At 59.7% G+C, this 12,692-nt stretch carries 10 protein-coding genes; 2 read left to right on the top strand and 8 right to left on the bottom strand.

Annotation, left to right across the window (positions count from 1 at the left end; genetic code table 11):
• Nucleotides 1–43: 43 nt before the first annotated feature.
• From HWU94_RS05685 to hisS, 7 genes are all read right to left on the bottom strand, one after another.
• Nucleotides 44–514, bottom strand: coding sequence for a peptide chain release factor 4 (locus HWU94_RS05685; protein ID WP_185174677.1), 471 nt, complete (start codon nt 512–514; stop codon nt 44–46).
• The gene (locus HWU94_RS05680) at nt 515–940 is read right to left on the bottom strand and encodes a DUF948 domain-containing protein (protein ID WP_185174676.1); all 426 of its coding nucleotides are present in this window, start codon (nt 938–940) and stop codon (nt 515–517) included.
• A 142-nt stretch (nt 941–1,082) separates the two neighbouring features.
• On the bottom strand, nt 1,083–1,715 hold the full coding sequence (gene rpsD, locus HWU94_RS05675) for a 30S ribosomal protein S4 (protein ID WP_083091092.1): 633 nt from the start codon (nt 1,713–1,715) through the stop codon (nt 1,083–1,085).
• An 803-nt stretch (nt 1,716–2,518) separates the two neighbouring features.
• The gene (locus HWU94_RS05670) at nt 2,519–3,868 is read right to left on the bottom strand and encodes a replication-associated recombination protein A (protein WP_185174789.1); all 1,350 of its coding nucleotides are present in this window, start codon (nt 3,866–3,868) and stop codon (nt 2,519–2,521) included.
• Nucleotides 3,869–3,943: 75 nt separating this feature from the next.
• A complete protein-coding gene (gene dtd / locus HWU94_RS05665; protein ID WP_185174675.1) occupies nt 3,944–4,378 on the bottom strand; it encodes a D-aminoacyl-tRNA deacylase in 435 nt (144 codons plus the stop codon).
• 135 nt (nt 4,379–4,513) lie between these two features.
• A complete protein-coding gene (gene aspS, locus HWU94_RS05660) occupies nt 4,514–6,286 on the bottom strand; it encodes an aspartate--tRNA ligase (protein ID WP_185174674.1) in 1,773 nt (590 codons plus the stop codon).
• A 108-nt stretch (nt 6,287–6,394) separates the two neighbouring features.
• Nucleotides 6,395–7,747, bottom strand: a complete 1,353-nt coding sequence (gene hisS, locus HWU94_RS05655) for a histidine--tRNA ligase (RefSeq protein ID WP_185174673.1) — start codon at nt 7,745–7,747, stop codon at nt 6,395–6,397.
• Nucleotides 7,748–8,046: 299 nt separating this feature from the next.
• Between hisS and HWU94_RS05650 the strand changes: the two genes are divergently transcribed.
• Both HWU94_RS05650 and HWU94_RS05645 read left to right on the top strand, forming a co-directional pair.
• Nucleotides 8,047–9,336 (top strand): DUF349 domain-containing protein, encoded by a 1,290-nt coding sequence (locus HWU94_RS05650; RefSeq protein WP_185174672.1) that lies wholly within the window; start codon nt 8,047–8,049, stop codon nt 9,334–9,336.
• Nucleotides 9,337–9,495: 159 nt separating this feature from the next.
• Entirely contained in the window at nt 9,496–10,260 is a 765-nt protein-coding gene (locus HWU94_RS05645) for a type IV toxin-antitoxin system AbiEi family antitoxin (protein WP_185174671.1), read from the top strand.
• On the opposite strand, the gene HWU94_RS05640 is transcribed toward HWU94_RS05645, so the two are convergent.
• Nucleotides 10,250–12,634 (bottom strand): bifunctional (p)ppGpp synthetase/guanosine-3',5'-bis(diphosphate) 3'-pyrophosphohydrolase, encoded by a 2,385-nt coding sequence (locus HWU94_RS05640; RefSeq protein ID WP_185174670.1) that lies wholly within the window; start codon nt 12,632–12,634, stop codon nt 10,250–10,252. The genes HWU94_RS05645 and HWU94_RS05640 overlap by 11 nt on opposite strands.
• Nucleotides 12,635–12,692: the final 58 nt, after the last annotated feature.

The raw sequence follows: 12,692 nt of genomic DNA, 5'->3' as shown, positions 1-12,692 counted from the left end.
GGCTTTCTTCCTTCGGTTGGTAGTAAATCTTGGGGTGGTTCGCTTAGGCGAAGAAGTCTTTGCCGAGTTCGGCATCGCGCTCTAGGCGGCGCCTGATATCGGCTTCTTGTTCTGCCAGGTTTCCGGCCGGGGGCAGGGCAACAGATTCGATGAGCTGGTCGCCCTCTAGATGCTGGGGCTCGCTGTCCTGCTGCCAGGTGTCGAGGGAGCCGGGGCGGTCGTCCTTGGTCTGGGCGTCGAAGCGGTCTTTGAGTTCTGCCTCTTTTTCGTCCATGCCCGCTTTGACGGTCGCGGCGAAGCCGATGGCCTTGAGGGCTGCGCCCTTGAAGGGGGCGCCGTATTTTGAGTCAAAGAATTGAGCCATGGTGCTACCTTCTTCTGTGAAGCGCTGCAGGGGATGATTCGCTGAGACTTCAAGGTCGGTGGACGCCGGTGCTGAGGTGCGGGAGCGTGAGGCAAGGTAGCCTGCGGCGGCTCCGCCCGCTATGAGGAGTACGTTTTTGAGCAGTCCCATTTAGTGGCCTTCGGGTGAGGTTCCGGGGCGCTCCTGCCCTGCGGTGGTTGAGGGTGCCGGGCGTGAACCGGTTGCAGCGGCGCCGTCCCCCTTGACTGCCTTGCGGATACCGTGAGAGAAGGCTGCAACCTTGATGAGGGGCTGGCCTACGGTTGAGGTGACCAGTGATGAGAGAGCAGAAACGTTTGCTGAGGCGTCAGAAACGTTGCTGGTGATGTTATCGACCTTTTCGATCTGGGCGTTGGTGCTGGCGACGGTTTTAGTGACTTCACCTATCAGAGGGGTGGTTTCGTTATTGAGGGACCGGATGGTTGCGGTGAGTTCGTCGAAGACCTTGCCGAGTTTGATGATGGGCAGGGCTAGCAGGGCTACGAGGATTGCGAATACGCCTGCAGCTATGAGGCCTGCGATATCTGCTCCGCTCATGGCTTTCCTGCTTTCTGCCGAGTCACCCGGCTGTTAAAGGACACGATTTGATAACAATCTTACTTTACACGGCATTAAGGAGCCAGCCCGCTCCCCTGTTCCCGTGCGGGGCAGGTGGGCGGGCTGGTTAAGCTTGGCGGGATTAGGCCAGGCGTGAGTAGTATTCAACCACGAGCTGCTCTTCGCAGGTCACGGGGATCTCTTCACGCTTGGGTGCGCGCTCGAGCTTTGCGTGGAGCTTCTCGATCTCTACGTTCAGGTAAGCAGGGGTGTCGGGCAGGACGTCCTGGTGTGCGCCGGTGGCTGCAACCTGGAAGGGTGCCATCTTCTCTGACTTGGGGTGAACGTGGATGAGCTGGCCGGGCTTGACGCGGAAGGAGGGGCGGTCAACGCGGATGCCGTCTACCATGATGTGACGGTGTACAACGAGCTGACGTGCCTGTGCGATGGTGCGAGCGAAACCTGAGCGCAGGACGAGGGCGTCGAGGCGGGTTTCGAGGATCTCGACCAGGTTCTTACCGGTCTGGCCTTCGATGCGCTTTGCTTCGAGGTAGGCGCGGCGCATCTGTGCTTCACGAATGTTGTACTGTGCGCGCAGACGCTGCTTCTCGCGCAGCTGTACGGCGTAGTTTGAGTCAGCCTTCTTGCGGCTGCGGCCGTGCTGGCCGGGGCCGTAGGGGCGACGCTCGAGGTACTTTTCTGCCTTGGGGGTCAGTGCGATGCCGAGGGCACGTGACTGACGCACGGTACGGCGGGTACGGTTGTGGTTTGCCACAGTTCGTATTCCTTTTCTTTAGCGGTTGGCACGGCTCGTAACGCATATACGGTGGTGTGCTGAGCGGTTCCCACGGGTGTGGGTGTGCCATTGTTCTGGTGGTCTGGCCTCCGGTGGGCCGCCCACGGTTTGGGCGGTGGAGAGTAGAGAGCAGCCGCACTCTCGGTACTACGAGCTACCCGGTGATCAGTTTCTGCCCCGCTACCGGGGCGGACGCTGCGTTTTGGGTAGTCTGCCAGCCAAGGTTTAAGCTTACCGCGCTCAATGGTTTGGCAACACCAGTATTGGCTCAGTAAATGATGTGGTTTTGTGCACAACAAACCGCCCCCAGATGTTATCCCTGGGGGCGGCTCGTAGCTATATCAATCTAGCATAAAGCTAAGAACAGCGATATGGCTTTGTAAATACCGTCGCGGAGTTGTAAGCCTCGACAAAGCAGGCTTCATCAACGGTAACGGAAATAAGTGCGCGAGCTTCATCCATGGTGGGAGCTGCAATGGGAACTACACGGAATGCATAATATAAGGGGGTAAAAAAGACGTGTTACCACTGCAGCAGCCTAGTGCGAACCGCCGTTCGCAATGGAAACTAAATTTATTACAGAGAAGTTTGCCGAACAGTTCATTAGATAGACCCAGATTGCATATATTTCTACTAGCCAAAGCGAAGAATTTTTACTCCGCATCCCTTTTCGCTTTAAGTTGTTTTCCCCCTTTTAGCCCACAAAACCCAATTTGTATGCGGCAATTCACCTACAGTCACCCGTAAATTTAATCAACACTTAGCTCAAAACACCTGCCTGTCTACCGATTATTTTCAGGATCGCGTAGAAGCTCCACTCTTCGAAGTCTCTCCCCCAGTTCCTTCTCTGCGCCAAAGACAGTCGGGCTGTAATAAGCCCTCCCTATCAGAGCGTCGGGGGCATACTGCTGGCGGGCTACCCCGTTCTTTTGGTCGTGGGGGTAGATATAGCCCTTGCCGTGCCCGAGCGCAGCAGCCCCCGGGTAGTGCCCATCACGCAGGTGTAGCGGAACCGGCCCTGCCAGGCCGGCGCGGACGTCCGCCAATGCCCCATCAATAGCCCTATACACAGCGTTGGACTTAGGGGCAGAGGCCAAATGAATCGTCGCCTGCGCCAGATTCAAACGAGCCTCGGGCAGCCCCACCAGCTGAACAGCCTGGGCAGCATTCACCGCAGCGGTCAGGGCTGTGGGGTCAGCCATTCCGATATCCTCACTGGCATGAACGATCAGGCGGCGGGCAATAAACCGAGGGTCCTCCCCCGCCTCAATCATGCGCGCCAGATAGTGAAGGGCGGCATCAACATCTGAGCCACGAATCGACTTAATAAAGGCACTGGTAACGTCGTAGTGCTGGTCCCCCTGCTTGTCATAGCGCACCACCGACCGGTTGACCGCCAAACTCGCGTGCTCAGCCGTCACCGGCAGGGGCTGGTTGACCGAATACTCAACCCCGGCGTCCGCCGCCTCACCAAAGGCCACCGCGGCAGCCGCCTCTAAAGAGGTCAAGGCCTTACGGGCATCCCCGTTGGCCATCTTGACCAGGTGTTCGGAGGCCTCGTCATCGAGGTCGATCACTCCGGCGAAACCGCGGGGGTCTGTGACCGCGCGCTGGAGCAGCTCAGCTATATCGGTGTCGGTCAGCCCCTGCAAGGTTAACAGAATAGAGCGCGACAGCAGGGGCGAAATCACCGAAAATGAGGGGTTCTCGGTGGTTGCTGCCACCAGAACCACCCAGCGGTTCTCTACCCCTGGCAGCAGGGCGTCCTGCTGGGCCTTCGTAAAACGGTGAATCTCGTCCAGAAAAAGCACGGTGGTGAGCCCGCGAAAATCGCGGTCCTCAAGAGCCTGGTCCATGACGGCGCGAACGTCCTTCACCCCGGCCGTAATAGCAGAGAGCTCCACAAACTTACGCCCGGCTCCCCCGGCAATCACATTCGCCAGGGTGGTCTTACCCGTACCGGGCGGGCCCCACAGAATCACCGAACTAGGACCTGCCGGCCCACCGCCCTCACCAGCCAGCACCCGCAGGGGTGAACCCGACCCCAGCAGATGCTTCTGGCCCACCACCTCATCGAGATTTCGGGGGCGCATACGCACCGCCAGCGGAGCCCGCTCCCGGCTGTGCGTCATTTTCTCGCTGTCGGTGTCGGTGTCGGGCTGAGAATCGTCAAAAAAGAAGAGGGAGGGTTCCACGGTGAACTTACCTTAGAGAGAATCGGTGTCGAGAATCAGGGTAATGGGGCCGTCATTGGTCAGGCTCACCCGCATATCGGCGCCGAACCTGCCGGTCTCAACGGTTACCCCCAGGTCGCGCAGGGCCTGAACATAGTCATTAAAGAGGGGCTCGCTTACGGGGCCGGGCGCTGCCGTAGACCAGGACGGACGCCGCCCCTTCTTCGCGTCCCCGTAGAGGGTAAACTGGCTCACCGCCAGCACCGGGGCATCCTCATCAAGCACAGACCGCTCCCCCGCTAGTAGCCGCAGGTTGGCGGTCTTTTCTGCGAGCTTGACAACCTGGGCGGGTCCGTCCGTATGCGTAATACCCACCAGAACCAGCAGGCCGGGCCGGTCGATTGCGCCCACCGTTTCACCGCCAACAGTGACGGCTGCTGAGGTAACCCGTTGAAGAACTGCGCGCATGGGTGCTCCTTAGTATGGAGGATGGCTGACGATTCTAGCCTATCAACTGCCCTAGAAAAGACCAGAAAAACCAGAAATACCCACCTAGTTCGTGGGTATTTCTGGTTTAAATGGTACCTACCGGGGAAGGAGCGGTTACTTCTCGCCGTCCTTCTTGGGCTTGAAGTCAACGCCGGCTTCCTTACGCTGCTGGGCAGTGATAGGTGCAGGAGCTGCGGTCAGCGGGTCGTAGCCGCCACCGGTCTTGGGGAAGGCAATGACGTCGCGGATAGAGTCGGTGCCACCGATCAGCTGCAGCACGCGGTCCCAACCAAAGGCGATACCACCCATGGGGGGCGCACCGAAGCTGAAGGCCTCCAGCAGGAAGCCGAACTTCTCGGCAGCCTCTTCCTCGGTAATACCCATGACCTTGAAGACACGCTCCTGCACATCACGCTGGTGGATACGGATTGAACCGCCACCGATTTCGTTACCGTTGCAGACGATGTCGTAGGCGTAAGCCAGGGCCTCGCCGGGGTTCTCGTCGAAGGAGTCCAGGTACTCAGGCTTGGGCGAGGTGAAGGCGTGGTGCACAGCGGTCCAGGCTGAGTGACCCAGGGCGACGTCGCCGGACGCGGTTGCATCAGCTGCTGACTCGAACATGGGGGCATCCACCACCCAGACGAAGGACCAGTCGCCGTCCTTAATCAGGCCGGTGCGGTGACCAATCTCAACGCGGGCTGCACCCAGCAGGGCGCGAGAGGCCTTGGCTTCACCGGCTGCGAAGAAGATGCAGTCGCCGGGCTTGGCGCCGGTAGCCTCAGCCAGGCCCTCGCGCTCAGCGTCGGTGATGTTCTTAGCAACGGGGCCAGTCAGCTCGCCGTCCTCCTGGATCAGCACGTAGGCAAGACCCTTAGCACCGCGCTGCTTTGCCCATTCCTGCCAGGCATCCAGGGTGCGGCGGGCCTGGGAGGCGCCACCGGGCATCACAACGGCACCGACGTAGGGTGCCTTGAAGACGCGGAAGGTGGTGTCCTTGAAGTAGTCGGTCAGCTCGGTGAGTTCCAGGCCGAAGCGCAGGTCGGGCTTATCCGAACCGTACTTCTCCATGGCGTCCTTGTAGGTAATACGCTCGATGGGGCGGGGTACCTTGACGTCAATCAGGTTCCAGACGGCCTCAACGATACGCTCGCCCAGGTCGATGATGTCTTCCTGGTCAACGAAGGAAGCCTCGATATCCAGCTGGGTGAATTCGGGCTGGCGGTCGGCGCGGAAGTCCTCGTCGCGGTAGCAGCGGGCAATCTGGTAGTACTTCTCGATACCGCCCACCTGCAGCAGCTGCTTGAAGAGCTGGGGTGACTGGGGCAGGGCGTACCAGGAGCCGGGTGCCAGGCGTGCGGGCACCAGGAAGTCGCGGGCACCTTCGGGGGTGGAGCGGGTCAGGGTGGGGGTCTCGACCTCGGTGAAGTTCTGGCCGTGCAGCACCTCGCGGGCGGCGCGGTTCGCTTCTGAGCGCAGGCGCATCAGACGGGCAGGCTCGGGGCGGCGCAGGTCGAGGTAGCGGTACTTGAGGCGGGCCTCTTCGCCCACTTCAACGTGCTCATCAATCTGGAAGGGCAGGGGGGCTGAGGTGTTGAGAACCTCGGTCTCCTTGACCATAACCTCGATTTCACCGGTGGTGAGGTTGGGGTTTTCATTGCCCTCGGGGCGGCGGGTTACTTCGCCCACGACCTTGAGGACGTACTCGTTGCGCAGGTGCTCGAAATCGGCTTCGTTGTGGAAGACAACCTGGGTGACACCTTCGCGGTCACGCAGGTCAACGAAGGCCACGCCACCGTGGTCGCGGCGGCGGGCTACCCAGCCAGAGAGGGTAACGGTTTCTCCGATGTTCTCGGCGGTTAGCTCGCCGAGGGTGTGAGTGCGTAGCACTGAGTTCCTTTCGATGGGGCACGGTACCGGGTGGCACTGTCTAAAGTTCAGTTTGCTCCCGATTTTACCGTGTTGTGGTGCGCCTGGCACCGGTTGGACGGGTGTGAATTAGGCGGTAGGGAGCACACGCACGTGCAGGTCGTCGGCGGGTGGGGCCCAGATGCCGGGGTCAGCAGCTACCTGCTCTCCGGTGCGGATGTCTTTTACCTCGTGGGTGAGTTCGCCGTTCTCCCCCACTGAGGTGAACCAGACGAAGGGGATGCCCCGCTTCTCAGCGTACTTAATCTGCTTACCAAACTTTGCGGCGGTGGCTGAGACCTCGCAGGCGATACCGCGGGCGCGCAGGGCATCGGCGACGTCCTGGGCACCTGACCACATATCATCGTTGGTGAGGGCGATGAGGACGGCGGTGGGCACCTTGCGGGTTGCTTCGGCAAAGCCCTGGGACAGGATGCGGGCTACCAGGCGGGTCACGCCAATGGACAGGCCCACACCGGGGTAGGTCTTCTTGCCGTTTGAGGCCAGGGACTCGTAACGGCCACCGGAGCAGATAGAACCCAGCTGTTCGTGGCCTACCAGCACGGTTTCGTAGACGGTGCCGGTGTAATAGTCCAGACCGCGGGCGATGGAAAGGTCAGCTACTACCTTGCCGGGGGCACGCTTAGCTGCCTCGCCGATAACCTCAGTCAGTTCAGCTAGGCCCTCTTCGAGCAGGTCGTGGGTGACACCCAGGGAACGTACTTGGTCAGCAAAGGAGGTATCTTCAGCACGGATGCTGGCAAGCTTCAGGGCGGCAGCGGCCTGCTCGTCGGAAGCGCCGACCTCGTCCTTAAGAAGCTGGGCGACGGCGTCCGCACCGATCTTTTCAAGCTTATCGATATTGCGCAGCACCCCGGCGGTATCAGTGAGACCCAGGCCCAGGTAGAAGCCCTCGGAGAGCTTGCGGTTGTTGACGCGCAGCTTGAAGTCGGGAATCGGTAGCTTAGAGAGCGCATCGACGATGACCAGGGCCAGTTCCACGTCGTAGCGGAAGGGCAGGGCACCGTCACCAACGACGTCCACATCGGCCTGGGTGAACTCGCGGGCACGACCCTCCTGGGGGCGCTCACCGCGCCAGACCTTCTGAATCTGGTAGCGCATGAAGGGGAAGGAAAGGTAGCCGGCGTTCTCTACCACGTAGCGGGCAAAGGGTACGGTCAGGTCAAAGTGCAGGGCTAGCTTTTCCTTCTTACCGCCCCGGGCTTCGTCCGCATCATCAAGCAGACGGGAGACCGCGTAGACCTCTTTATCGATATCGCCCTTGCGCAGCAGCTGCTCAATGGTCTCTACCGAACGGGTCTCAATCGACGAAAAACCGTGAAGCTCAAAGGTCTCTCGCAAAGTATCGAGAACAAAATTCTCTACCAGGCGTTCCTCGGGCAGGTGCTCCGGAAAACCAGAAAGCGATTGTTTGCGAGCCATGTGCTCCCCTTTTATCGGTTGAAAACGGTCGAAGTAGGTAACGTGCCCTCGCGAAACAAGCGGTCTCACAGCAGAGCACAGTCCCTTTAATACTAGACCGAAGGCGCACCTGCCGGGTAATTGCACCCGCTTTCGCCCTAAACACGCTATGCTGGTAACTGCGCCACCTGCGCCCGATAGATTATTGCCGCCTCTTCGCGAAGCGGTAACCAGCCCTATCGATACGGCTCGGTCTGGTGCACTTTTCATTACTTAAACGGGGTTCCTCCCCCACTACTGATGCGAAAAGAGTTATAGCGGTGACTACCCAATCCGACGACACCACCCTCAACGTAGATCTCGACAAGGCCCGTAAGTTCGGCCGCGTGGACGAGGACGGTCACGTTTTCGTTATCGTTGACGGTGAAGAATACGCAGTAGGCCAGGTACCCGGCGCATCTGCCGATGAAGCCCTCGGCTACTTTGCCCGCAAGTTTGAGAACTTTGAAGCCCAGGTTGCCCTGCTCGAAGAGCGCGTAGAGCGCAAGGCTAAGGCTGCTGACCTGCAGAAGGCAGCTGCCCACCTAGGTCAGCAGGTTGCTGTGCGCAACATGGTGGGCGACTACGCCGCCCTGCAGGAACGCCTTGTTGCCCTGGTTGGCAAGATCAATGAGCGTGAGGAAGCAGAGAAGACCGAGAGCGCCGAAGCTCGCCAGGCGGCCCTCGAAGCCCGCGAGGCCATTGTGTCTGAGGCTGAGGCTATCGTGGCTAAGGACGACTCCGCTATTCACTGGAAGAACTCCCACGCCCGCATGAACGAGCTTTTCGAAGAGTGGAAGAAGACCCAGAAGGAACACCACCTGGCTAAGAGCATCGAGGACGAGCTGTGGAAGCGTTTCCGCGCTGCCCGCACCAGCTTTGACCGCCGCCGACGGGCCCACTTCTCCCAGCTCGATGAGGCTAATGCCAAGGCTAAGCGCGTGAAGGAAGCCCTCATCGCTGAGGCTGAGGCTCTGCAGAACTCCACCGACTGGGCCGCTACCGCCGCTAAGTACCGCGATCTGATGGACCAGTGGAAGGCAGCCCCCCGCGGCACCCGCAAGGAAGATGACGCCCTGTGGGCCCGCTTCCGTGCAGCCCAGGACGTCTTCTTCGACGCCCGCACCGCGGTGAACGCTGAGCTGGATAAGGAATTTGAGGCGAACCTGAAGGCTAAGGAAGCCCTGCTGGAAGAGGCCCGCGGCATTCTGCCCGTTACCGACATCGCTGCGGCTAAGAAGACCCTTGAGGGTATTCTGGACCGCTGGGAAGCTATCGGACGCGTACCCCGCAACTCGGTGCGCCGCGTTGAGCAGGAGCTGCGTAAGGTTCAGGACGAAATCCACCGCGCCGAGAACGCCAAGTGGCAGAAGACCGACCCGGCTAAGCAGGCTCGCGCTAACTCCATGCTGACCCAGCTAGAGGACGCCATCGCCGGTCTTGAAGCAGACCTGGCCAAGGCTGAGGCCAGCGGCAACGCCCAGAAGATCAAGAAGGCCCAGGAAGCTCTGGACGCCCGCAAGCAGTGGCTTGAGACCCTCAAGGCTTCTTCTGCTGAGTTTGGCGCCTAAACCCCAGCCTTATCTGTGACGTCTTTGTGACGCAGAATCCCCCGTCTACCGGCCGGTCGGCGGGGGATTTTTGTGGATAAGTCATCTTGGGTGAGAAAGTTATCCACAGCCTGACAACTTTTTATCGTGCACCTGCATCTGATGTGCTAAAACGTAGTCATGGAACATCTCAACTCACTCGGTGCCCTCTCTGAGCTCCCCTTCCCTCTAGCCCCAGCATCCACGCCCGGGGCCGCACCCCACTCCCTCAACGTCGTTGCCTGCGATAGCACCTCCTACACCCCGGCTCATCTCACACAGGATGAAGCCGATACGACGCAGGAGCCGTACACGCTCGTCCACCTCTACTCACAGCAGACCACGGGGCTACCCGCTCAGCAGTGGCGTGAGTTCATCAAAGAACGCGAACTAGTGCATTTTCACCGGGGTATCTACAGGCAGGCTGACGACGAACCCACTCCCCTGATGCGGGCAGCCAGTCTGGGCTTGCTCACCCCAGCAGGCTACCACCATCGGATTCGCTATAGCCGCACCACCGCTGCCTGGGTGCTGGGGTATCTTGCCGAGCTACCCGAGGGCCGCTTGCACGTAGACTACGACCGCGACAACAGGTGCAATGTACCGCGCCCCTACCGGGCGTCCTTTGCTACCCACCAGACTCAGATGCGGGCCTACGACACCATCACGATTGGGCCTATCAGGCTGACGAGCCCCCTCAAAACAGCCCTAGATATCATTACCCATTCCGTTGACGCGAGTGAGATGGATATCGTCAAGGAAATCCTGCTCGATAGCCACAACAAGGTAACACCCGAACTCCTGCTCCACAGTGCCCGGGAACAAGCCACACTAAGAGCATCAGCGCTACTTAGAGCCCAGCACCTGGCGAACCAGGTGCTGGCAGCAACGGCAGCTAAGGTTTAGCTTTTTTGTCCATGAGCGGACGAGAGCCGGTCAGTCGGTAGGCGTTATAGATGCCGGGGACGTTGCGAATCTGGTTCAGTAGGTGCTCCATCATAAAGCGGTCAGAGAGCTCTACGGTGTAGCGGTTGACCACAAAACGTTCGTCGCTGGTGTGAACCTTGGCGTCCACGATGTTGCAGCCGGCCTCGGAAATGACTCGGATAGTGTCGGACAGCAAGGACTTACGGTCAATACCCTCCACCTGAATCGACACCCGATAGACGGAGTTACCGTGAGAAGCCCATTCCACCGTGGTCTGTCGGGGGTCATCGGCCTGACTCAGCACGTTGGGGCAGTCAGTACGGTGCACCGAAATACCCTGCAAGCGGGTGACGATACCGACGATTTCGTCGGGCGGTACGGGGGTGCAACAGCGGGCTATCTTGGTCAAGATACCCTCAGCGCCGGGTACCACAACGCCGTTGTCATCGCCCACCGTGCGACGGTTAGACACCAGGGAAGCGTCGAAGCTATCGATTTCAACGGTCTGATCGACATCGTCCTCACCGTAGTAGAGGTTCACCAGGGAGGTAATGACGGCCTGGGTCTCCACCTCGTTCTCACCCACAGCGTGGTAGAGAGCAGCAACGTCGTGCTTGTGAAGGTCCTGGGCTACCTGCAGCATGAGTTCAGGGGTCATTATCTTGGTCAGGGGTAGCTCGTGCTGGCGCATAGCCTTGACCACACGCTCCTTGCCTCGGTTCATAGCCTCGATACGGCGGCCCTTGGCGTAGTGCTGGCGGATCTTGGTGCGTGCTTTACTAGTGCGTACGAACTTGAGCCAGTCCTCGCTCGGGGCGTGGTTCTCGTCCTTGGTTGTCTGAATCTCAACCGTTGAGGCGGTTTCGAGCTCGGTGTGTAGGGGAACCAGCTTGCCGTTGACTTTAGCACCAATGGTGCGGTCCCCCACCTCGGTGTGGATAGCGTAGGCAAAGTCGACGGGGGTTGAGCCTACCGGCAGGCTAATGGGCTTGCCCTGCGGAGTGAGCACCACAATCTCGTCGGTCTCAAGTCGCTCAGAGAGCTGCTGGTAGAACTGCTCCGACTCGGGGTTAGAGTTCGAAATCTCAGAAATCGACTGCAAGATGCCGATGTTGAAGGCGGCGGTGTGGGTACCGGGTTCCTTGGGTGAAAAATCGACCTTCTCACCGCGGGAGGCAGCCTTGTACCGCCAGTGGGCAGCCACACCGTACTCAGCCTCTTCGTGCATCTTGTAAGTGCGGATCTGGATTTCCAGGGGTAGGCCGCCGGGCCCATGCACCGTCATATGCAGTGACTGGTAGTGGTTGTGTTTAGGCTGCTTGATATAGTCCTTGAAGCGCCCAGGAACCGCCATCCACAGCGACATCACGTGCCCCAGGGCGGTGTAGCAGTCTGCTTCCTCCTCCACCATGATACGCACGGCTAGAATGTCGTTAATGTCGTCGAAGCTCTTACCCTTTGTCTTCATCTTCTGATGAATGGAGTAATAGTGCTTGGGGCGGCCAGTTACTGTAGCTTCAAGACCCACCTGGGCCAGGCGATCCTCAATCGTCACGCGGGCCTCGGCCAGATACTTTTCGAGCTTAGGGGTACGCTCACCCACCATCCGCACAATCTCGGCGTAAATATCGGGGCTCATAGCGGCAAAGGAGAGATCTTCCAGCTCCCACTTGATAGTGTTCAAGCCCAGGCGATGAGCCAGCGGAGCATAAATCTGCAGGGTCTCTTCGGCCTTACGCGCAGCAGAGGCACCGGAGACAAACCGCCAGGTACGGGCATTGTGCAGGCGGTCAGCCAGTTTGATGAGCAGCACGCGCACGTCCTGCGACATAGAGACAACCAGCTTGCGAATTGTCTCAATGGGGGCGTTATCGCCGTAGCTGACCTTATCGAGCTTGGTCACGCCGTCAACCAGATAGGCGACCTCGGTACCGAAATCAGCGGTGAGCTGCTCCTGAGTGTACTCGGTATCTTCGACCGTATCGTGCAGCAGACCAGCAACCAGCACGGGGCCGGTAGCACCTATCTCAGCCAGGATGGTCGTTACGGCTACCGGGTGGGTGATGTAGGGGTCGCCGCTCTTGCGCTTCTGCCCCCGGTGGTAGTGGTTAGCGACCTGGAAAGCCCGCTGCAGCACCTCAAGGTCTTCATCGGGGTGGTACTTCTTGACGGTGCGAATCACCGGCGCCAGCACCGGGGAAAAACGCGGGGCGGGGCCCTCCTGCTGCTCCCGCCCAAATACCAAACGGGTTGGCACACGCCCCGAAGCAGACATGACCCGGTGCGACCCGCGAACCGGCCGCTTACCCTCTGCGCGAGAATCCTTCTGGCTGCTCTCTTCTAACCGGCTCATGCCCAATTCCCCTCAAATTGAAATATTCGTGTGGGACTATCTTAGATTAATTCCACAC

It is taken from the genome of Rothia nasimurium (assembly GCF_014217215.1).
Classification (GTDB): domain Bacteria; phylum Actinomycetota; class Actinomycetes; order Actinomycetales; family Micrococcaceae; genus Rothia; species Rothia avistercoris.
This window is presented reverse-complemented; position numbering and strand designations above follow the sequence as displayed.